General features: G+C 37.5%; 21 protein-coding genes and 1 riboswitch. Of the genes, 5 read left to right on the forward strand and 16 right to left on the reverse strand.

Features of this window, described 5'->3' with window-relative positions; all coding sequences use genetic code 11:
• Window positions 1-303: 303 nt before the first annotated feature.
• Window positions 304-1,314 (forward strand): aldolase catalytic domain-containing protein, encoded by a 1,011-nt coding sequence (locus CLOCL_RS15200; RefSeq protein ID WP_014256172.1) that lies wholly within the window; start codon window positions 304-306, stop codon window positions 1,312-1,314.
• Between the two features lie 785 nt (window positions 1,315-2,099).
• Window positions 2,100-3,677, forward strand: a complete 1,578-nt coding sequence (locus tag CLOCL_RS15205; protein ID WP_014256173.1) for a glycoside hydrolase family 11 protein — start codon at window positions 2,100-2,102, stop codon at window positions 3,675-3,677.
• A gap of 121 nt (window positions 3,678-3,798) precedes the next feature.
• On the opposite strand, the gene CLOCL_RS15210 is transcribed toward CLOCL_RS15205, so the two are convergent.
• The 5 genes from CLOCL_RS15210 to fba all read right to left on the reverse strand — a co-directional run bounded on the left by CLOCL_RS15210 (window position 3,799) and on the right by fba (window position 8,567).
• Window positions 3,799-4,785, reverse strand: a complete 987-nt coding sequence (locus CLOCL_RS15210) for an acyl-CoA dehydratase activase (RefSeq protein ID WP_014256174.1) — start codon at window positions 4,783-4,785, stop codon at window positions 3,799-3,801.
• Complete coding sequence (locus CLOCL_RS15215) at window positions 4,754-5,869, reverse strand: acyl-CoA dehydratase activase-related protein (protein ID WP_014256175.1); 1,116 nt, start codon at window positions 5,867-5,869, stop codon at window positions 4,754-4,756. The genes CLOCL_RS15210 and CLOCL_RS15215 overlap by 32 nt, the downstream gene beginning before the upstream one ends.
• On the reverse strand, window positions 5,841-6,833 hold the full coding sequence (locus tag CLOCL_RS15220; RefSeq protein ID WP_014256176.1) for an acyl-CoA dehydratase activase-related protein: 993 nt from the start codon (window positions 6,831-6,833) through the stop codon (window positions 5,841-5,843). The genes CLOCL_RS15215 and CLOCL_RS15220 overlap by 29 nt, the downstream gene beginning before the upstream one ends.
• 175 nt (window positions 6,834-7,008) lie before the next feature.
• Window positions 7,009-7,563 carry a signal peptidase I gene (gene lepB / locus CLOCL_RS15225; RefSeq protein ID WP_014256177.1) on the reverse strand — a complete coding sequence of 185 codons (555 nt, stop codon included), beginning with the start codon at window positions 7,561-7,563 and terminating at the stop codon, window positions 7,009-7,011.
• 74 nt (window positions 7,564-7,637) lie between these two features.
• Window positions 7,638-8,567, reverse strand: coding sequence for a class II fructose-1,6-bisphosphate aldolase (gene fba, locus CLOCL_RS15230; protein WP_014256178.1), 930 nt, complete (start codon window positions 8,565-8,567; stop codon window positions 7,638-7,640).
• A 352-nt stretch (window positions 8,568-8,919) separates the two neighbouring features.
• Between fba and CLOCL_RS15235 the strand changes: the two genes are divergently transcribed.
• The 3 genes from CLOCL_RS15235 to pflA all read left to right on the forward strand — a co-directional run bounded on the left by CLOCL_RS15235 (window position 8,920) and on the right by pflA (window position 13,460).
• A complete protein-coding gene (locus tag CLOCL_RS15235) occupies window positions 8,920-10,161 on the forward strand; it encodes a 6-phosphofructokinase (protein WP_014256179.1) in 1,242 nt (413 codons plus the stop codon).
• A 160-nt stretch (window positions 10,162-10,321) separates the two neighbouring features.
• A riboswitch (ZMP/ZTP riboswitch) is annotated at window positions 10,322-10,403 on the forward strand.
• A gap of 72 nt (window positions 10,404-10,475) precedes the next feature.
• A complete protein-coding gene (gene pflB / locus CLOCL_RS15240) occupies window positions 10,476-12,710 on the forward strand; it encodes a formate C-acetyltransferase (protein ID WP_014256180.1) in 2,235 nt (744 codons plus the stop codon).
• A gap of 12 nt (window positions 12,711-12,722) precedes the next feature.
• Window positions 12,723-13,460, forward strand: a complete 738-nt coding sequence (pflA, locus tag CLOCL_RS15245) for a pyruvate formate-lyase-activating protein (protein ID WP_014256181.1) — start codon at window positions 12,723-12,725, stop codon at window positions 13,458-13,460.
• Between the two features lie 32 nt (window positions 13,461-13,492).
• Here pflA and CLOCL_RS15250 read toward each other — a convergent pair whose 3' ends face one another.
• The 11 genes from CLOCL_RS15250 to CLOCL_RS15300 form a co-directional block, all read right to left on the reverse strand.
• On the reverse strand, window positions 13,493-13,837 hold the full coding sequence (locus tag CLOCL_RS15250) for a hypothetical protein (protein ID WP_027621882.1): 345 nt from the start codon (window positions 13,835-13,837) through the stop codon (window positions 13,493-13,495).
• A gap of 106 nt (window positions 13,838-13,943) precedes the next feature.
• Window positions 13,944-15,182, reverse strand: a complete 1,239-nt coding sequence (locus tag CLOCL_RS21215; RefSeq protein WP_014256183.1) for an anti-sigma-I factor RsgI family protein — start codon at window positions 15,180-15,182, stop codon at window positions 13,944-13,946.
• A gap of 260 nt (window positions 15,183-15,442) precedes the next feature.
• Window positions 15,443-16,000: a hypothetical protein gene (locus CLOCL_RS15260; RefSeq protein ID WP_014256184.1), complete on the reverse strand. Its 558-nt coding sequence runs from the start codon at window positions 15,998-16,000 to the stop codon at window positions 15,443-15,445.
• Window positions 16,001-16,145: 145 nt separating this feature from the next.
• Window positions 16,146-16,649: a hypothetical protein gene (locus CLOCL_RS15265; RefSeq protein WP_014256185.1), complete on the reverse strand. Its 504-nt coding sequence runs from the start codon at window positions 16,647-16,649 to the stop codon at window positions 16,146-16,148.
• 10 nt (window positions 16,650-16,659) lie between these two features.
• Window positions 16,660-17,109 (reverse strand): hypothetical protein, encoded by a 450-nt coding sequence (locus tag CLOCL_RS15270; RefSeq protein WP_014256186.1) that lies wholly within the window; start codon window positions 17,107-17,109, stop codon window positions 16,660-16,662.
• A 177-nt stretch (window positions 17,110-17,286) separates the two neighbouring features.
• Window positions 17,287-17,493, reverse strand: a complete 207-nt coding sequence (locus tag CLOCL_RS15275; RefSeq protein ID WP_014256187.1) for a hypothetical protein — start codon at window positions 17,491-17,493, stop codon at window positions 17,287-17,289.
• An 82-nt stretch (window positions 17,494-17,575) separates the two neighbouring features.
• The gene (locus CLOCL_RS15280) at window positions 17,576-18,460 is read right to left on the reverse strand and encodes a hypothetical protein (RefSeq protein ID WP_014256188.1); all 885 of its coding nucleotides are present in this window, start codon (window positions 18,458-18,460) and stop codon (window positions 17,576-17,578) included.
• Window positions 18,460-19,431 (reverse strand): hypothetical protein, encoded by a 972-nt coding sequence (locus tag CLOCL_RS15285; RefSeq protein ID WP_014256189.1) that lies wholly within the window; start codon window positions 19,429-19,431, stop codon window positions 18,460-18,462. The genes CLOCL_RS15280 and CLOCL_RS15285 overlap by 1 nt, the downstream gene beginning before the upstream one ends.
• Window positions 19,409-20,866: a TadA family conjugal transfer-associated ATPase gene (locus tag CLOCL_RS15290; protein WP_027621886.1), complete on the reverse strand. Its 1,458-nt coding sequence runs from the start codon at window positions 20,864-20,866 to the stop codon at window positions 19,409-19,411. Before CLOCL_RS15290 ends, CLOCL_RS15285 begins: the two co-directional genes overlap by 23 nt.
• Before the next feature lie 29 nt (window positions 20,867-20,895).
• Window positions 20,896-21,723 (reverse strand): MinD/ParA family ATP-binding protein, encoded by an 828-nt coding sequence (locus CLOCL_RS15295; protein ID WP_014256191.1) that lies wholly within the window; start codon window positions 21,721-21,723, stop codon window positions 20,896-20,898.
• Window positions 21,699-22,586, reverse strand: coding sequence for a CpaB family protein (locus CLOCL_RS15300; protein WP_014256192.1), 888 nt, complete (start codon window positions 22,584-22,586; stop codon window positions 21,699-21,701). Before CLOCL_RS15300 ends, CLOCL_RS15295 begins: the two co-directional genes overlap by 25 nt.
• Window positions 22,587-22,613 lie beyond the last annotated feature (27 nt).

Consider the following 22,613-nt stretch of genomic DNA (forward strand, 5'->3'; position numbering starts at 1 on the left):
AGTATGGTAGGAACGGTAGAGGTAAAAAAGCATGCAAACAATTCAATTCATTTATGATGTTTGTTCTCCGTTTCCATCAATACCGACCCACAATTTAAAACATTACTTAAGGACTGCAAAATGTTCTGGTACTTCGTAATTGGCTTAATTTCCATTACGTAAGGATTAGAATTTTAGGTGGTTATTTTTTCCTGTGCCTGTAAAGATTTCAGCTTTTGAAGCTTTTTTAAGCATAGCAAAATCCACCTTAATATTTTGCTGCCTTTAGTAATGTAATATGCAACATTGATAGGATTTGAAAGGATGGTTAAAATGAATCAAACGGAAACAACAAACAAAGTAATTCCAAAAAAAGGGACATGGATGACCTACAGGCCTGATGTTAAAGTTTTAGACTGCACCATCAGGGACGGCGGCCTGATTAACAAATTCAAATTCAGCGATGATTTTGTTAAGGCTGTTTACAAAGCATGTATTGATGCCGGTGTCGATTACATGGAACTTGGTTACAAGGCCTCAAAAAAAATAGCTTCAAAAGATGAATTCGGAATATGGAAGTTCTGTGATGAAGAAGATATAAGAAGAGTAATAGGGGACAATGATTCTCCTCTTAAACTTTCTGTCATGGCTGATGCTGAACGTACCGACTATCGTGAGGATATACCTCCAAAGAGCGAAAGCATAATTGACATGATTAGAGTAGCAACTTATGTACATCAAATACCTACAGCCGTTGACATGATAAAAGATGCCCATGACAAAGGCTATGAAACCACTATAAATATCATGGCTGTATCGCAGCTAAGAGAACGGGATTTGGACGAAGCTTTGGAAATTCTGTCAAAGACCGAAGTGGATGTTATTTATATTGTTGACAGTTTTGGTTCCCTTTACTCGGAGGATATCCAATATCTTACTGCAAAATATCTCAGGTATGCTCAGGAATCGGGCAAAAAACTGGGTATACATGCCCACAACAACCAGCAGCTAGCCTATGCAAATACCATTGAAGCCATAATCCTTGGAACAAGTTATGTCGACGCAACTATTGCAGGCCTTGGCCGTGGTGCCGGAAACTGTCCCATGGAATTGATTCTGGGCTTTTTGAAGAATCCCAAATATCATCTGAGACCAATTTTGGAATGTATAGAAAAACATATCCCGGCTTTAAGAAGCGAATTAAGCTGGGGATTCGATATACCTTACATGATCACCGGGCAGTTTAATCAACATCCCAGAACTGCTATAAGTTTCATAGCTGAAAATCGCAGCGACTACACAAATTTCTACGATTCTATGCTGAATTGCGATTAATCGCTATTAAATGTTATGAAACTTAAAGATTTCATTTAGTACGCTGTTACTGGTTAGGCCGTTATTTTCAAATCCGCCAATCAGTAACAGCAATAATCCTTATTACTTCTGAAATTCTTAAAGTATTTAGAACACTTATTTTTTATATAAAGATCAGTTAGTTTTCCAATTTTAGCATCAAAACATATATATATCTTTAATATTGACAAAGACACTATGCATGTATTACGATATTAATAGATACATTTTTTGCTCAGCGTCTAAAATGACAAAATAAAATTTCAAATGCGTACAGACAATTACCCATCATATCTGCAATGTTTTAGCTGTTAACATTATTCTTTTAAAAGTTTACAATTATTAATTTTTTTATACGTTTCAACCGGTCGTTACTAGCATTTACGGAATTTTGCGACTTTCTATGTCATCAACTGGGTTATTGCCAAAGTTTAAGCCAAATAAATTTTATAATATTTAAAATTTTTATTCTTATCAACTATACCTCTCTTATATATTGCAATCATAATCAGTAAATTCCACTAAAGATAATCAAATGAAATTTATTTTTCTGAATATTGTCTTATAATATGTACTTCATAAGACTGCTTGTTCATTAATGCTCTTAAATCAAACCTCTTTTAAGGGATTATGAATGTTGCAATTTTTTATATTGCAATAATCGGAATAAAGATTGTTATTTTCAATTTGCTATAGAGGGACATAACTTAAACAAAAAATAAAAACAAACTACAAAGCTAACTTAAAAAAGGGAAGGAGAATGTTCGATGAAACAAAGATCAAAGCTAATTTTTTCAACCGTCGTGTGCTTAATCTTCGTACTAAGTTTGTTCCCTGCCAGTGTAAATGCAGCAATAACGCTCACATCAAATGCTACCGGAAATTATGACGGCTATGACTACGAATACTGGAAAGACTACGGTAATGGAACAATGACTCTCACCGGTGGCGGAAGTTTTACCTGTTCCTGGAGTAATATCAATAATATCTTATTCCGAACCGGTAAAAAACTCGGATCGACTCAAACATATCAGCAATACGGAAACATAATAATTGATTACGCTTGTAATTATCAGCCAAACGGAAACTCATACCTTTCGGTATACGGATGGACCCAAAATCCGCTTGTAGAATATTACATCATTGAGAGCTACGGTACCTGGAAGCCACCAGGAAGCAATAGTCCAAAAGGCTACATTAATGTAGATGGCGGTACATATGAAATTTATGAGACCACCAGATATAATCAACCTTCCATTGAGGGCGACAAAACCTTCCAGCAGTATTGGAGTGTTCGTACTGTAAAACGTACAAGCGGTACCATATCTGTCCATGAACACTTTAAAGCTTGGGAAGCAAGAGGCATGAGAATGGGTAAACTCTATGAAGTTTCCATGGTTGTTGAAGGTTATCAGAGCAGCGGTAGGGCTGAAATGACAAAAATGAACATTACCATCGGCGGACAAGGCTCCGGTAACACCGGCGGTAACAACGGCGGCAACAACGGCAACCCAGGTCCAGCTCCGGCAGAACAAAGCGCCTTTACTGCATTGGAAGCAGAAAAATACAATAGCACCAATTCCTCAACAGTGCAAATAATCGGAACCGGCAATGGCGGAAGCGGTGTAGGATACATTGAAAACGGAAATTACCTCGAATTTAAAAATGTTAACTTCGGTTCAGGTGCTGCTTCCTTCAAAGCTCGTGTTGCCTATGGCGGCAACTCCACCACAACCATCCAGTTAAGATTGGGCAGCTCGACAGGTACACTTATAGGTTCATTAAATGTAACTTCTACCGGAGGATGGGATTCTTACAAAGAATTAACCACTACCGTCAGCGGTGCATCCGGTGTTAAAGATCTATACCTGTGCTTCAATGGACCTGTAAATATAGACTCCTTCGTATTCGGTACTGCCGACAACAATAACGACAAACCTGTTGATAATAAACCTGTTGATAACCCTGGCAACAATAACAGCGGACCTGTTATTATACAATGTGAAAATATGATTAAGAGCGGCCAATACACAGGTAATATCAGCAGTCCGTTCTCGGGTGTAGCTTTATATGCCAACAATGATTCCGTCAAGTTTACTCATAACTTTACATCGAGCACCAGTACTTTCTCACTTCGCGGTTGCTCAAATAATCAAAACATGGCCAGAGTAGATTTAAGAATCGGCGGACAGTATAAAGGAACCTTCTATTATGGCGGAAGTTACCCTGCAGTGTACACCATACAAAACGTGAGCCATGGTACCGGAAATCAGACAGTAGAACTCATTGTAACAAGTGATAACGGAACTTGGGATGCTTACTTAGATTATTTACAAATCAATTAAAGTTCTTCTTGACAAAATACTATTGTTTGAATTTTCGATTTGGAATACTGACATTTATTTAGACAAAAACCCGGTGAAATACTTCTCACCGGGTTTTTTTATATATCTGAACTCTATAGTTCTATCCGACACTCTCCTTTTTAATGCCGGATGACCACTTACCGCATCGATCGCCCCAACGGGCAAGGGCCTCATCATTGGAAGTAATCTCAATCACTTCACATAGGTTTGAACAGTCATTACATTCGATACTTTTTGCTTTATACTCATTTTCTGCCACTTCAAACCCATAGAAATTCGAAGGTTGAGATCCCTTCTCCATTTTCTCCTTGGCAATTAATGCTGCACCATAAGCACCCATTACATCGTAGTATTTGGGAATTACTATCTTTTTACCTATAGCTCTTTCAAAAGCAGCAACAATTCCAACATTAGCCGCCACACCACCCTGGAACACAATGGTGTCTTCCAAATCCTTTCCTTTGGCAAGGTTGTTTAGAAAATTCCTTACCAAAGCCTCACACAGACCGTTTATTATATCCTCAATACTGTGTCCTGTCTGTTGTTTATGAATCATATCCGACTCGGCAAAAACAGCACATCTTCCGGCTATTCTTACCGGTGACTTTGACTTTAGTGCATAAGACCCGAATTCTTCAATTGGAATTTCAAGTCTTGCCGCCTGTCTGTCCAAAAAAGAACCGGTTCCTGCTGCACAAACGGTGTTCATTCCAAAATCATATACAACTCCGTTTTTAAGTATTATAATCTTTGAATCCTGTCCCCCAATTTCAAGAATGGTTCTGACATCGGGGACAAGCATTTGAGCCGCGACGGCATGAGTGGTAATTTCATTTTTTATTATATCAGCACCGATAATAACACTGGCCAGCTGTCTTCCACTTCCCGTTGTACCTACTCCCCTTATTACCGTGTTTCGCCCGTATTTTTCCGAAAGCATTTTCATGCCTGTTCGCAAAGCATTAATAGGCTGGCCGCTTGTCCTTAAATAAAGCTTCTCAACTACCTCGTTTTCATCATTTATAAGCACTAAGTTTGTACTTACTGAACCTACGTCAACTCCAAGATAAAGCGATGTTTTTCCCATTTTCCAATCTCTCCCTTCTCTTGTTAAGCAAATCTACAAAAGCTTCAATTCTAGTCATATAACCCGCTTCACCGGTCATTTCGTCAATAATCAGAGTAAGAATGGGTATATCATAATCCCTTTCTATAGAGGGCAATATGCTTTGAGCAACAATTTCCGGCATACAGGTCAGAGGATATATTTGAATAACACCGTCATAGCCCTTTTTTGCATATAGAACAGCGTTTCCTACGGTTTCCTGGGCATGTCCGCCAATCATTCTGCCTAAATACGGTTTGGCAGCCTCACTGAAATCAAGATCCTTTTTTGCAGGCAGAATATTTTTAAGCATATGCTCAATGATCCAGCCACTTATGGTGACATACCTGTCCACTTCAATACCCATACTTCCAAGTTTTGATTCTATATAAAAGTTTGCAAAGGGATCAATGGTTGTATAAATTTCACCTACTATTCCGACTTTCAAAGGAACAAAATCCTTATCTGTTTCAATCTCCAAAAGCTTTCTCTCTGTCTCTTCTATAAGTTTTAGAATGCCTTTTGATCCTTTTACATCCTTTACTTTATTTAAAAAATCTTTATAAATACTGTCGGTAGCACCTTTTTTCAGTTCTCTGGGTCGTATTCTGAAAGTCAGCTTTTCCAGCTCATCAACTCTTTTGGCAACAATTGTAGTATTTTTTATAACTTTTAGAATCTTGTAAATATTAAAGCCGCCGGCCAGTTTCTTAATTTTTTCCAAAAACTTTTTTATGTCACCGTTGGGGCCATCAATAGTAATCACATCCATATTGTAATCGGTATCGGCAAGTATTTCCCTGCTCATCTCACAATAGTACCCAAATCTGCATGGTCCCCGGCCTCCGGTTATCAATATGGTATCTGCCCCCAACTCACGGGCTTCTATATAATTGCCCAGATTAATTTTCAAAGGAATACATGCCATTTCCGGTGCATACTTGGTGCCAATCTCCAAAGTTCTCTTATTGTTATACGGCGGTATTACATATTCCAGTCCAACATCATCCAGTAAAGCCTTAGCCGTTATAAATGTATTACCCATGTGCGGAAATGTTACTTTCACTTTTACTCCTCCATCTTATCATGTCTATAAAAGCTTCAATTCTTGTATCCATTCCTGCTTCACCCGAATGTTCATCAATGGTAAGAACAATAAAGGGCAAATCTTTTTTCCTTCTCACTCTTCTCTCAATCAGGTCTGCTACAAAAGAATCTATTCCACATCCAAAACTCATTAAATAAATAATCCCGTCTATGTCCTTTCTGTCCAAAAAATGCAGAGCACTGCCTATGGCTCTGGTTCCGTAATTCCAAAACATCCTCTTTGATAAGGTCTTCACTTTCTCTTTTATTACACTGCTATCCACCATATCTATGGTTAACACATTTACACCTTTATTTTTCAATTTATTCACCATATCCATGTTTGCATAGCTATCATACACATTGTAGCCATGGCCTATAACAGCAATGTTAAGCCTTGGACCGTCACTTTTTTTTATCAATCTCAATTTTTTACTCAAAATATCCTCAGGAAGTATGCCTTTCTTTACTTCAGTCCTGAATTCCCTGAAACTTTCCATGGCTTTGCGATAGGCTTTCATGATCATTCTTCTCTCCCGGGTAAAATAGCTTCCCACTTCAAAGGCTGAAACAAGCGGATTACTTCCCTTTTTCCACAAATCAACATCCACATCGATAATTTCAGGCAAATTATCAACGGTATTTTTAATCATGTCGGGAAGCCCACCAAATTTCGGGCAGATGTATTCTCCTTTAGAAACACTGGTAAACCTCGGTATAAACAAAAAATCTACTTTATCCTTAAGTTCAATAACATGTCCGAAAAATATCTTTATTGGAAGACAAGCTTCATCGACACAAGTCTTTGAACCTTCGTCCATTGTTTTTTTTGTCGTATTCCCTGAAACTACAACTTCTGCTCCCAGTTCCTCAAAAAATGTTTTCCACAGAGAAAAATAATGATAATAAAACAGAGCTCTGGGTATTCCAACTCTTTTTGACATAAAAAACACCTCAAAAGGTATTATTAACTTATATTTAAAGGATTATACCAACTGTTATCAATCCAGGATAATGGGAAATAAAAAGCACAAAAAACTCTACCGCCATATGGCAATAGAGTTTTTTAATCCTATAAATTTATTCAATTATTTATTTCAATAACCTTTGAAAATTATTTTACCATAACCATTTGAACTTCGGAAAATATTGAAAAGCAACCTTACCCAAAATCTTGCTCTTGTGTACATAATTAGTTGTAAGCCAACGTCTTGAGTCATTTGAGTTATTTCTATTATCCCCCATCACGAAATAACTGTCCTCCGGTACTTGATAGGGCCCTAAATCTTCTTTGCTCATTTCTTCTTTAATATATGGCTCATCCAGCTTTACATCATTAATATACACTTCACCATTTCTTATCTCAACCTTCTCACCGGGCAATCCTATTACCCTTTTTACATAATTTATACTCTCATCATCAGGATATTTGAAAACTATAATATCCCCTCTCTTGGGCTCTGTAAAAAAATAATGAATCCTGCTGGCAAATACTCTGTCCCCTGGCATAATAGTATCTTCCATAGACCCGGTGGGTATATAGGCATTTAAAATTACAAATTTTGTTAACAAAAAAGATATTATTAATGCCGATAAAATATATTTTATCCAGCTTATTATTTCCTTTTTGACATTGCTCTTGTTTTCATTACCGATAGAACCGTTGTTCTCCATAGCCGCAAACCCCTATCTATATAGCAGCAAAAGGTGAGGTATCCCCCACCTTTTGCTCTATATTTGAGATAATATTAAGCCTTTCCGTCACAACCCAATACGTTGATAATTTTATGTTTAACAATTTCTTTTATAGCACTTCTAGCCGGTCCAAGATATTGTCTCGGATCGAAGTGTGAAGGATTCTCATTGAAATATTTCCTGATAGTTCCTGTTACAGCAAGCCTTAAGTCAGAGTCAATGTTTATCTTACATACTGCCATTTTTGCTGCCTGTCTTAACATATCCTCAGGAACACCTTTTGCTCCCGGCATTTGACCGCCGTTATTGTTGATCATTTCAACATATTCAGGCATAACCGATGATGCACCGTGTAATACAATTGGGAATCCCGGAAGTCTCTTTTGAATTTCTTCCAAAATATCAAATCTTAATTTAGCTTCTCCCTTGAATTTGTACGCTCCATGGCTTGTACCTATTGCTATTGCCAAAGAGTCAACCCCTGTCCTCTTAACAAACTCTTCAGCTTCATCAGGATCTGTGAAAGCAGCATCTTCTTCAGATACATTAACTGCATCCTCTATACCTGCAAGTCTTCCGAGCTCACCTTCAACAACAACACCTTTATCGTGTGCATAATCAACAACTTGTTTTGTCAATTTGATGTTTTCTTCGAAAGGAAGGTGTGAACCGTCTATCATAACTGATGTGAATCCACCGTCTATACATGATTTACAAAGTTCAAAGGAATCACCGTGGTCAAGGTGAACGCAGATTGGAAGCCCTGTCTCAATTTCCGCTGCTTCTATAAGTTTCATTAAATAAGTGTGATTTGCATACTTTCTGGCACCTGCTGAAACTTGAAGAATTAATGGAGCATTAACTTCCTTTGCAGCTTCAGTTATTCCCTGAATTATCTCCATGTTGTTAACATTGAATGCACCAATAGCATACCCGCCTTCATAGGCTTTTTTAAACATTTCTTTCGATGTAACTAATGGCATATTTTCCACTCCTTATATTGAATTTAGTTGTAATAACCAATTATTTTAGAAATAATTGAAATATCGCTTTGGATTTGCATCTGCCCAATAAGTATATGTAAGGCTTTATGTGATGATACGTCCAAAGTAACATTTTTTAGTATTCCTAAATTTTATCATAATAATTTTACCAGATTCAAATCGAAAATCAAGTATTAATAAAAATTAATTGATAATATTTTGTCAAGTCCAATTGCAATTTAAACATAATTATGTTATATTTTTAGTTGATTTTGTTAAACATATAGGCAATATATATGTTTATGATGGTATACTTGATAACTTATTTATATATTTTCAAGGAGGTTATTGTATGAGTCGTTTAGAAGGAGCATGTATGTTCGGCCAATCCGGAGGCCCAACATCAGTTATTAATGCAAGTGCTGCCGGAGTTATTCAGGAAGCATTGAAACAAGAATGTATTACAGCTGTTTATGGTGCAGCACACGGAATTAAAGGTGTTTTAGAAGAAAAATTCTATGATATGAGCAAGGAAGACCCTTATGAATTGGAACTTTTGAAAACTACACCATCATCCGCTCTCGGTTCAGTCAGATACAAACTCAAAAATGCTGATGAAGATGAAACAGATTACAAGAGACTTCTGGAAGTATTCAAGAAATACAACATAAGGTATTTCTTCTACAATGGCGGAAACGACTCAATGGATACTTGCAACAAAGTAAGCAAGTATATGCAGAAAGTTGGTTACGAGTGTAGAATTATGGGTGTTCCAAAGACAATAGATAACGATCTTTGGGGAACAGACCACTGTCCAGGTTATGGTAGTGCTGCAAAATACATAGCTACTTCCTTTATGGAAGTTTACCACGATGCAAGAGTTTACGATACCGGAATGGTAACAATTTTGGAAGTAATGGGTAGAAATGCAGGTTGGCTTACAGCAGCATCCGCTTTGGCTGCATATAAAGGAAACGGTCCTGACCTGATTTATTTGCCGGAAATTCCTTTCAGCATTGAAAAGTTCCTCGATGATGTAAACAGAGTATATAAAGCAAACGGTAAAGTTATCGTTGCCGTATCTGAAGGTTGTAAAGATGAACAAGGCAGATATATTGCCGAAATGGGTGCAACTCTTGCAAAAGATTCCTTCGGTCATGCTCAATTGGGTGGTGCCGCATCAATACTTGCAAACATCGTAAAAGAAAGACTGGGCACAAAAGTAAGAGGAATCGAGTTCAGCCTGCTTCAAAGATGTGCAGCTCATATTGCTTCATTGACAGACGTTAACGAAGCATATATGGCTGGACAAATGGCTGTTAGAAATGCTGTTGAAGGTAAAACAGACTACATGGTCGCTTTCGAAAGACCGGAAGGACCTGAATACAAGTGCAACATCAAGCTCATTAACCTTACAGACGTTGCTAATACCGAAAAGAAAATTCCATTAGAATGGATCAATAAGGAAGGCAACGGCTTGACAGAAGACTTCATTAAATATGCACTTCCTTTGATTCAAGGTGAATCCAAACCTGTATTGGAAGACGGGCTTCCAAGATTTGCAAAATTAAAGAAAGTTCTTGCTACAAAATAATTAAAATTTGAGAAAATCGATATATGCAAAATAAAGGGGCATGAAACATGTCCCTTTTATTTTGACAGGCATATAGTTGACAAATAAGCATGAAAGGTTTATACTAGAAATATAAGTGAATCAATCTGATTAATTTGATTCTTTGACAATATATCGTTAACAGGAATCATATGACTGGCGGAAGTGGATTATAACCACAGGGAGTATGATTCTTAATTTTGCCGACCGCCTGGGTAACTTATGTATACTCAGGCGGTTTTTGTTTTGCATCTTTCGCGCGAAGGGACAAAAACCACGACGAAGGAGGTAATATTATGAAAAATCAAGCTTGGAACGGATTTGTACCGGGTAAATGGCAAGACAGCATAGATGTCAGGGATTTTATAGTGAACAATTACATCCCCTATGACGGAACTGAAGAATTTCTTGCAGGTCCAAGTAACAGAACAAAAAAACTGTGGGAAAAGTGCAAGAAACTCCTAAACGATGAGTATAACAAAGGCGGTGTATTAAATATTGACACCCAAACCGTATCGAGTATTACAAGCCACGCACCGGGTTATATAGATGAAGAAAATGAAGTTATTAAAGGTCTTCAAACCGATGAGCCTCTTAAAAGAGCTGTTATACCTTACGGTGGGATCAGAATGGCCAAGCAGGCTTGTGAAAAATATGGCTATAAACTGTCACCGGAAATTGAAAATATATTTGAAAACTATCGCAAAACCCATAATGACGGAGTGTTCAGTGTCTATACACCGGAAATGCGAAAAGCAAGGCACTCCGGCGTAATAACAGGCCTTCCCGATGCCTATGGCCGCGGAAGAATCATTGGTGACTACAGGCGTGTTGCTCTCTATGGCGTAGATATACTCATTGAAGAAAAGAAGAAAGACCTGAACGCTCTTTCAAATGCTCCTATGAATGAATCCAATATACGCTTAAGAGAAGAATTGGCCGAACAAATCAATGCACTGAGCGAACTGGTTGAAATGGGCAAAACTTACGGTTTTGATTTATCAAAGCCTGCCAAAAACGCATTGGAAGCTGTACAATGGATTTATCTTGCCTTCCTTGCGGCAATGAAAGAAACCAACGGTGCAGCTAATTCTTTAGGAAGAGTTTCCGCTTTTATTGACATATACATTGAAAGAGACCTTAAAGCCGGTATAATTACAGAAGTTGAAGCTCAGGAGCTGATTGACCAGTTTATAATCAAACTGAGATTTATCCGCCATTTAAGAACTCCCGAGTACAATGAACTCTTTGCCGGAGACCCCGTTTGGATTACCGAATCCATAGGCGGCATGTGTAAAGACGGCAGGCACATGGTAACCAAAACCTCCTTCCGACTGCTTCAGACGCTTTTTAACTTAGGGCCTTCTCCAGAGCCTAATATAACTGTCCTCTGGTCGGAAAAGCTGCCTACTAACTTCAAAAGATTTTGTGCAAAAGTATCCACACTCACCAGTGCCATTCAATACGAGAATGATGACCTTATGAGTCAACATTTTCACGATGATTACGGTATATCCTGCTGTGTATCGGCAATGCGTATAGGAAAAGATATGCAGTTTTTTGGTGCCCGTTGCAACCTGCCAAAGCTTCTGCTGCTTTCTTTAAACGGCGGGAAGGATGAAATATCCGGTGAACAGGTGGCACCGGAATTTGAACCCTATACCGATGAATATCTCGATTACGATAAGGTTATGAACCGGTTCAAACAAATGCAAAAATGGCTTACCGGGCTTTATGTAAACACAATGAATGTAATTCATTATATGCATGATAAATATGCCTACGAAAGGCTTATGATGGCTCTTCATGACACTGACGTCAACAGGCTTATGGCTTTTGGCATAGCAGGTTTTTCGGTGTTGGTGGACTCTTTCAGTGCCATGAAGTATTCCAAGGTAAGAGTTATCCGTAATGAAATGGGTTTGATTTCCGATTTTGAAATTGAGGGAGATTATCCTCAGTTCGGAAATGACGATGACAGAGTTGACAGTATTGCCGTATCTATTGTTAAAGAATTCTACAATGATCTGAAAGAACACGAAACCTATAGAAATGCCACACACACTCTTTCAATACTCACCATCACATCCAATGTTGTTTATGGCAAAAAAACCGGCTCAACTCCCGACGGCAGAAAAAAAGGCGAACCTTTTGCACCGGGAGCCAATCCAATGCATGGAAGAGATAAAATGGGAGCGCTGGCCGTGCTTAACTCTTTGGCAAAGATACCTTATGAGTATTGTAAAGACGGAATTTCACTGACTCTGTCTTTAGTTCCCCGCTCCCTCGGAAAAGAAACAGAGGACAGGCTGAACAACCTCGTGGCCCTTTTAGACGGTTACTTTTCCCAGGGCGGACACCATGTAAATATTAATGTTTTAGAAAGATCCGTATTGGAAAAAGCAATGGAAGACCCTTACAGCTATCCGCAGCTGACTGTAAGAGTTTCAGGCTATGCCGTTAATTTCATAAGGCTTACACGCCAGCAACAGCTTGAGGTTATGGCCCGAACCTTCCACGATGTAATATAAAAAGGTGATTGTATGACTGTAAAAGGCAAAATACATTCCTTTGAATCCTTCGGCACTGTCGATGGCCCGGGCATAAGATTTGTAGTCTTTATGCAGGGCTGTCCTTTCCGCTGTCTTTATTGCCATAACCCCGACACATGGAATTTCGATGGCGGTACCTGGTATTCCGCTGATGAAGTGTTGAACAAAGTCAAAAGGTACCTTCCCTATTTTAAAAACTCGGGCGGAGGTATAACTGTCTCGGGTGGAGAACCGCTTGCCCAGCCCGAATTTATTACCGAGCTTTTCAAAAAATGCAAACAGGAAGGTATTCACACAGCTATTGATACCAATGGCTTTACAGACAGTAACTCTCATGCCGTAAATACTTTATTGGACTATACCGACCTTGTGCTTCTGGATATAAAACATATTGACAGTGAAAAGCATGAATCTTTGACGGGATTTTCAAATGAAAAGGTTCTTGAATTTGCGCAGCATTTAAACAAAAGAAAAATTCCGGTGTGGTTAAGATATGTAGTAGTTCCCGGACTAACCGATTTTAAACCGGATATTATAAAATTAAGAGAATTCATTGAAAGCCTTATCAATGTTGAAAAAATTGAAATTCTGCCCTTTCATAAAATGGGCGAATACAAATGGAAGAATCTGAATCTCGAGTATAAACTCTGTGACACGCCTCCCGCTGACAAATACCACATGGAAAAAGTGCGTAAAATTCTTTATCCTGATAAACTAAAATCCGAATAAAAATAAAAGGCGCTAAAAAATGAAGCCACCATTTATTCTTTTTTTCTGCAAATTTCGTCTATTTTATTATATAATTCATACCATCTCTGAACTCCATTTTCCAATTTGTAATAATGAGCTATATATGGAACCAAGAGAACTAAAACCAAAAGACTTACCAGTAAAATAACAGGTTTTTCAAAAGATGTCGCAAACAGAACCGTAGCCAGGAAAAAGAGAGCAAAGGCTAAGGTAACCAACAAATGTATAAGCCTCTCATGCTGAAGAAACTGTATCTGGGTTTTATGGTATTCTTTCAGCCATTCCCAATCCACATCTTCTTTTTTCTCCAATGCTTCATTCACAAACTGTTCATGCCTTTTTAAATATCCTCCCATACTCCTTACCTCCGGTATTTCCAAACTGATAAGCATAAATTCAGTTATCCTGTTTAAAGAATAATACAATATTATTTTTATGATTCAAAGTCATAGTAAAAATTACTTAACTGCTTTCGTCAAAAATTTCACTTTCAAATACCAAATCCTCTATGGAACCTCCTCTTATCTCTCCAAAGTCAAACTTTTGCGAGTTTTCATAAATATACTGTCTTCCTATTGACAAGTTGTTTCTCTTTGCAGACTTTACAGTATCTTGAGGCACAGCAATCACTAGCGGTACAATAACTTCATCTCCCTTTATCTCCAACTCAATCTGATTAAAAAGCTGAATAAATTTTTCCTCTTCATCGCCTTCCTCATCAACATCAGGATTTAAACCCAAGGAAATTAAAACCAGATTTTCTCTATCCTCGTATACAAAACCTCTGTCATGGGCAAATTCAAAAATCATTTCAATTGCATCATTTACCGGCAGTCCCCTTAAATCATTATCCATTAGAAGTACATCCGCATCTCCATTTATTGTATTAACATCTACAACCAGGTTATTTTTGTCTATAGATAACCCCAAACTGGGATTTATATCAATATCAACAAAGGCATAAACCCTGTCATCAGAAGGATTATATATAAGATTTCGACTGAAAAACAGCATTAACACAGCTGCACATGATACAGCCACACCTGCAAATACTTTTCTTGCGATACTTCGATTATATCTTTTTACCTCCCAGTTTGCAAATTTTATCTGCTGCCCCAAAAACATTCCTTTTCTCTTTCTCAGTAAAAGAAAATTGCAATCTCCGGTCATCACAATAACACCATCCGATGCCGATTCCAAAACAGTACCCACATTTCGATTCGGTTCTTTTTTGGTATAGGTTTCATTTATGTAAAAGTTTAAACTTTCCAGACCGCTTGTTATAATTAAGCATAGCGCAATTATATAGGTACCGTTCTTTTCCAGTGTACCGTGAAATACATTTACTGCTTTTAAAATCTCTTGAACGGGTAGTTTTTTCTTTTTCTCGATTTCTTCCAAAATCCGCTCATTCGCTGCTATCCCTTTAGCAGTCTTTATACACATATATATTGTATCATCGTTCTTTGGGGCACAAGTCAAAAGGTCGCGAAAAGAAATTCCGTACCTCTTAAGTTTTTTCTTTAAATCCAATACATTTTCCATGGTCTTTTTTCTAACGAAATCTTCATCGTTATTCCCTTCAGTATACACTTCTTCACAATTATTGTTTTTATCTTTTTCCAAGTATGTAAACGGATCATTTTTTAACTGTTGGTCTTCCTTTTGATTTCCGGTGGTATAATGAATTCCAAAATTCATCAACCTATTCCCCCACTTACATAAATTTCATCCAAAACTACACAGCATGTGCCTTTAGAACCAACATAAATAACTAATAAGCGATATATTGCTTTCTTCTAAATGTATCGGAAAATACCATATTTATTTAAACATATATTGCTGAAATTCTCGCTTTCAAAAACTGCTGCACAATTAAAAAAAGAAGCAGTACAAGCCACTTCTTTTTTGTGAATGTTTCATTATAAAACTTTTAATTTTTAAATTAAACTAAAAATTTACTATTTTACTCTGGTCAATTCAGTGGAAGTAGAATCATTCATATTCACCAACAATGCCTTATCCGCATTGTCTTCTGAAAGCAAAAACAAGAAATTCATATACTCGGATTTATTTAAAGTATCACTCTTATCGGTACCTTCCGATTGAAAAGTTTCATATTGCAGTTTTAATGCAAAGGCATTTTTTAAACCGCCGGCATATGAGTCATACTTTTCAAGATATTCCTGGGCAGACAAACTTAAATCAACTATGGCTTTAGGACCGGAACTAATTTCAAACGGACCTTTATAATAATTATCTGAAGTATTATTTTTATCTAAATAATAGGTATACTTACCATCGGAATTGGCATTAATCTCAATGGCAGGGCCGTTTTCCGCCTCCCATCTTCCATAAATTTCATTTTCTGAAGTTGTCACAGGCTCAGACATTACTTGTCCGTTAAAATTTATGCCGGGGTCCGTCTGTCTCGGTTCATTCTGCCCTTTTTTCTCACAGGCAGTAAGAGAAAGTAACATCAATAATGCAAAAGCACTTACTATTACCCTTTTCTTCATTAAACCAACCTCCATCAAAAATTGTATGATTATATTCTACCACATAGTTATCTCTTTTTTAAAGACCTTAAAGGACAAACTTTCGACAAAACAAACCTATTTAAGCATTTTAACTGCTTTGTTTTGCCTAACACATAAATTATAATCAGTTAGTTTGCTCAAGCACAAACCGACCCTTCCTTTCAAGATTAAAATCAGTAAAAGTCGGCACATGTTCCTCCACAAAGGCCAGATGTTTTGTTTTAAATTTATACTTTGACGTCACCAAAACCTCACAAATATCCGGTCTGTCTTTATTTACGGTCAGGTTGACTGTAAAATCATTATATCTGCCGTCATTGGATTTAAAATGGACTATACTTGATTTCTCATCAGTCAAATCCGTTGTAATACTATTTTCAATTCTTAGATTCAGGCTGGCTGCAAAAGAAGTACTAAAAGAATCCATAAACTTTTCCAAGTCTATTTCCGCTTCCAAGTCCCTTGCAGCTTCATCCCTTGATGAAGTCATAATTGCCAGCTTCCCGCAATTATTTATGGCGGAATCTATTCTGGCCTTTTCTGTCATAAGTTGAAAACATTCAACCAAAGGACCTAGTATTATAGTTGATGCCACCACCAATAGAATAGTATATGCAATGCCTCTCATACAACCACCGTTACTCCAAGTCTTTGTAGTATCTGATACCTGTTACAGGAAGGCGAAACGAAATTTCATATTCAATACACCTCTCTGCACCTGCCAGCTCTATTTTAAAGGGAAATGCCGCCCGGATTTCCACATAAAAAGTCTCTCCCCTTTGCACATACGGCTTCAATGAATTGTCCAAATCTTTATAATAGTCATAAGAGTATTCACCTTCGTGGTCTGAACTTATTTTTATTTTATCGGGACATTCCTTGAATATAGGCTTGCTTTTCAAATTATTCAAAACAAATTCTTTTTCATCCCTGGGAAGGTAATTGTAATTTGCTGCTACCGTTGCCAAATTGTAAGTTTCATAAGCCAAAGTCATATACCAGGGAAAAAATAGAACAAAATTTGTAAATACAACAAAAACCGTGACAACCAATATAGCTGTCAATATAACTTTAGCAAACCCAGCCATTTTTTCTTCTCTCCTTATTTGCTACTGACAATATAGACAAGAATCTTTTCTTACCATATGTCTTTTCTTTTGATTATTTTAAAAAACATAACAAGGGCGCTGAAAATCTTTGTTAATTCTTAACCACATATCTTCAGCAACCCTTTTGCCGCAAAATTCATGCTGCTCATAACCATATTAAAACCAACTCTTTATTACATCCTCCCACAACCAAGTCCATACATCCTGGACTCTATCAGTCAGCCATCCTCCAGCCATAAATTGCACAATAAGGCCTATGACAATTACAATGGCAACTGTGCCGGCTATTTGCTTTATGCCGAATTCACCGCGGTTGTCTTTTAATTTAGCTGCAAAGGAACGAAGGCTTATCCTCTTTTTCATAGTAAAACCTCCTAAATTATTGTTTTCTTTGCGTTTGGATTTTCCATAAAACAACAACCAATTTATAATGTTTAAGTTTGGCCTATCCAAACAATTTAATGGCACCAACAAACTCAAAGTAATAATAAATTACAATATACACCAACAAAACTACAATTAATACAAACTGAGTTCTTTCATTACTGGCTTTTCTGCGGTTCAATTCCTCTTCCAGTGCAGCAACTCTGAGATCATACAACTCATTTTTCAGATATGCCATTTGGGATGTATTGTCATATCCTTTAAGTCTTGTCTCAAGAATGTCACAAAATTTGATTATATGTCTTAATGGCACTCTCTTTTTCAATTGCTTTAAAGCATACTCTTCTCCGTACTCGATATTGTCAAGAAGTACTCCCAACTCGTCTGCCATATCCGGATTGGCATTGGGTAAAAAATCCTTTATTACATCAGCCAGATAAATATTTATCGATCTGGAATACTGATAGTACACCATGCTGTAAAACGCCGGAAAATCTCTAAGTATGTTCTTATCCTTTTGTTCCACTCTTCTTTCCAGTTCGTCAATGGGATAGAGCCATCCCAAAACAACAAAAATCAAGCAGGCATAGCCAAACATAGGCATTATTTTCATCATAACCAGCGAAATCAGCAATCCCGCAAGAGAATATAAAAACTGCTTAAGCCTTATTTCTTCCGGGGTGATTTTTAAATCCAGACTGTTTATCATAAAATTCAACTGTTCACGCTTTACCTCGTTAAAAAACAGTTTGTTGGACAATTTCCTCAGAATGATGTCTTTAAAGTACAGATACTTTTCCATCTTGGCCTGTTTTTTGGAAACGTTAAGAAACTCCCGGGAACGCTTTTTTCTCTTGTTGGGCATGGGTTTAAAGGCAGGGTAAATCATTACACTTACCAGGTATATAATGGCAAGAAGACTTAGAAATTTTGCAAATATAACCATTATTTATCACCTCCAAACTTGCCTATATCCCCCTGCAGGGCCTGACATCTTGCAAATCCGAGGCATATGCTGACAATGGCTAAAGTATTGACAAATCTACCGAGATCGTTGTTAATCAAAAAATCCCTAATTTCCTTTATTGTCATACTGTACATAATAAATATAACTATAAGGCTTGTCTTTATTAAGAAATCCATGTTCATTTTTTTAAAGATTCTGTTTTTCCTTGCGTTTATTTCCCTTAACGCGGCATTTTCATCCACAATGTCTAAAAATACATCGGCCATTCCCTTTCTCTCATTGTATTCAAAGATGATTGCCTTTTTGGCAAAGTTGTCAAACTTTGGTCCCAATTGCTTGTTAAGCACTTCCATGGCTCTTCGGAAGGAATAGCCGTGATTTTCGTAGTTTTCTACAAATTGTACAAAATACGGCCGGATACTGTGGTGAAGATATTCATCCGATTCAAGAACCTTTTTTATTGCAACAAGAACTCCTTCTCTGGCCAAAGGACACAATATATCTTCTGCATCCATTATATGTTCTATCTTTGCCGACTTTATTTGCCTCGACTGCATAGTGAAAAAAGTGATAGCTCCCACCAGAATTGATATTGAAACAAAGGCCGAAAGAGTAATATTTTTTAAGAACAATACCACAAGCAGCACCATTATGGCAAAAACAATGCATATAAAGGAGTTAAAGCCTTCCAAGGTCAGCGGTAGATTAAAATCAAAAATAAGGTTTTCCACTATGTTGTTGTACTTGGCTATAAGGCCTTCTTTTTGCCTTACTATCTTGCTTTTCTTAATTCTTTTGACATACGCCCGTGTATTGCGGTTGGCAAGGCTGTCAACCATTCCAATAAGAGCATATTTTACATAGCTTCCCATTTGTAAATCTAAAACAATGTTCAAAGTTACCAGAGCAACCAACCCTAAACCGATACTAAAAAGTAAATTTAAATCCATCGGTGTCGTAAACCTCCTCTTCGTTAGGGTCTACCGGCTTTGTCAGGAATTCAAACTTGCTGCGTTTGATTCCCGACTTAAGCATCCTTTGCTGCAGTTTTTCAGAAATACATCCCACCCTTTTGTGCCTGCCTATAATTCTTTTTACTTTTCCGGTTTCAGGGTCATCTTCCACGTCTATACACTCAAATTCATATATTTTATTTACAATAGGAGTAAGTCCCTCCGATCCGATAATTTCCGATATAGAGGTTACTTTACGGGTTCCGTCGGCCAGTTTCTCCTGAAATATTACAAATTTAACTGCCGAACAGATATTTCTAAGAGCCAGTTCTGCAGGCTCATCCGATTGAATAAGGTAAGCAGTAAGGAATCGGTAAATTGCTTCTTTATCCCCTTCAGCATGCAGTGTAGTAAAAAAGTAATGCCCGGTTTGTGCAGCTCGCAGTGCAGTGGCAAATTCTCCCGGAGACCTCAACTCACCCGGTCCTATCCAATGGGGTGACTGTCTCATGGCATTTATCAAAAGATTTTCCATAGTTGCCGGGCTGCTGTCGTCATCATCGGGTACCGATTCATATTGCAAAACATCATTAATTACCTTGTCATTGGGATCATTGTTTCTATAGCGAAGCAATCTAAGCTCTGAAGGATTTTCTATGGTTATAATCCTGCACAGCGGATCTATTTGCTTTATAAGTACTTCATTTAAAGTGGTTTTACCGCTTCCTGTAGGTCCCACTGTCATCCAGGACAAATTTGCCCTTGGAATTAAAGACAAAAGTTTAAACATATTTACCGAAAAAGACTCATCCCTTATCATCTTATCCGGTGACATAGTGGTTTTTTTAAATTTTCTAATTACGAAAGCGGGATTTCCATAAGGTGAAATATCGGCATGAGTTGCATTTACCCTGTATCCTTCAATGGTACGGGCATTGACCATGGGGGTTCTGGGAGTCAATCTAACTTTTGACACACCGATTAGCTTAGCAATAATTCTTTCCATATGCTCCCTGTCGGTAAAGCACTTGTCCCACTGTTCAGTTTTTCCATATCGTTCGACAAAGATTTGATGAGGGCCATTGGCTCTTATTTCATCTATCTCAGGATCTTCCATTGCATCGGTAATAGGCCCGTAATGGGTTATTTCATCAATAAGGGCATTCCTTAAATCACTTAAGTTTTCATAACCCTCAACATCGGGTTTCTGTGTTTCCACATAATCAATAATATATCGCTCGGTCATTTCCCTTTTCTTTTTGGGGTCGTCAATTCTTCTGTAAAAATTGGATGCCACTTTGCTTATATACTGCTGACATTGCTTCAATGCTTCTTCAAAGGTCATCATTGTAAGCTTGCTTTGTACATTTTCCACCTTGTGTATATATCTTGCTTTTTTTTGCAGTTCACTGACAGCACTTCTGGTAAGCATATTCATACACCCCTGTCATAAACCTTTTCTCATTTGACCATCAGATTAACCAGGCGGTCCATAGCCCTTTGATATCTCTTGTCCAAAATGATACTGTCCACATAGTAAACACGACCGTCAAGGGAATAGTTTATAACCGCCGGTACAAAGGGTACTTCTCCAATATACTTCATTCCCATTTCACTGATAATTTGCTTGTCATATTCAAAGCCCTGCACATTGTTAAGGATTACGTTGGCGATTTTTGACGAGCTAATACCGATAGAACTTATAAAACTCAAAAATCTTTGGGTATTCTGAGGACAGTCTATTCTTTCACTCCATACACAAAAGCCGACGTTGCAGTATTTTATAGCTCCTACACAAAACTCCAGCGGAGGAATATTGGGAACATCTATCAAAACCAAATCAAACATTTCCTTCGTGGCATTGATAACCCGCTCAATATCTTCGAACTGAAAGTCAAAATACTCTTCCAAATAGTCCATAGGGCTTGGGGAAATCAAATATAAATTTTTATACTTGGTGTCACTGATTTCTTCGCGGAAATCAATTTTGTCACTTCTCAAAAGTTTTATCAGCCCCCTGCCCTTCGGCATGGCTTCGCAGTCCAGCAGCTTATATATATTGGGATAAAAAACTTTAAAATCGATAATACATACATTCCAAGTTTTTTTTGCTATTGCTGCGGCAAGGTTTGTTATCAATATGGAGCAATCGGCCGAGTCTCCAGCCGGAAAGAAAGCTATTACATTGTCAATAATTTTATTGGTTTCAATTGCACTGTATATCTTATCCCTGGGTGACAGTTTCTCCAGTATCTCCTTTATATCTACTCTTTCCCGTTGTTGGTCCATCCCTTTACCTCCTTGTCGATGGTAGACATTTGCTCTATGAAATTTGTATTATCCATTCTGCTTAGTATGGTAAAAGTAAAAGTGCCATGGGAATTTGACTTGGTATACTTATCTACCTGTTCCGGAGTAGCTTCAAAGACCAAAGATTTTGCCTGCACATTTTGCATAAATTCTTTACTTTCCATAACAGCCTTTCTTTCCTCTTCTCCTAACCTTGACACTTCCTTTAAAATTTCACTGATGGATTGTCCCTTGGAATTTAACATATCCTTAACCAGTATCCTGTCAAAGAGAACTTCGGTAACATATTTCTTCTTGTTTAATGAAGATGTATTAAAATAGGGGTTCATATCTGTGGCTTCAGATGGCGAGTTATCGGTATCTTCATAGGTAACCCTGACTCTGACATAGTCTCCCGGAGCCAATATTTCTCCCCCACATTTGTCATAATCGTAAGGAATAGTCAAAACTTCCGATTCCTTTGGCAATTCATACAACCACTCATGCTTTACCGGTACAGAATCGGATAACTGATCATAATATATCGGAGTGTCATGGCGTAAAAAGTAGGCAGCATATTTGTTTAAAACCTCATTCACTTTATCATAGGTGACCATTCCTTCTTTAAAATCGGTCTTAAGTATTTTGCCCTTTTTAATCAAACTCTCTGTCAGCAGTTCTTTTTCCGGAATTCCTTCACTTGGCTTTACAACCGCAATTTCAACAACTTCCTTGGCATCACTGTTAACACTATTCAAGTATGAAAAGGAAGCAATAACAACCAGTACACTTACAAGAATAGCAGCTATTTTTTTCGGCAGATTGCTTCCCGGTTTTATATGCTTCAGGCTGTTTATGTCCATAAAAAACCTCCTAACGGCATAAATGTT

The sequence above is a fragment of the Acetivibrio clariflavus DSM 19732 genome, from assembly GCF_000237085.1.
In the GTDB taxonomy this organism is placed as follows: Bacteria; Bacillota; Clostridia; order Acetivibrionales; family Acetivibrionaceae; genus Acetivibrio; species Acetivibrio clariflavus.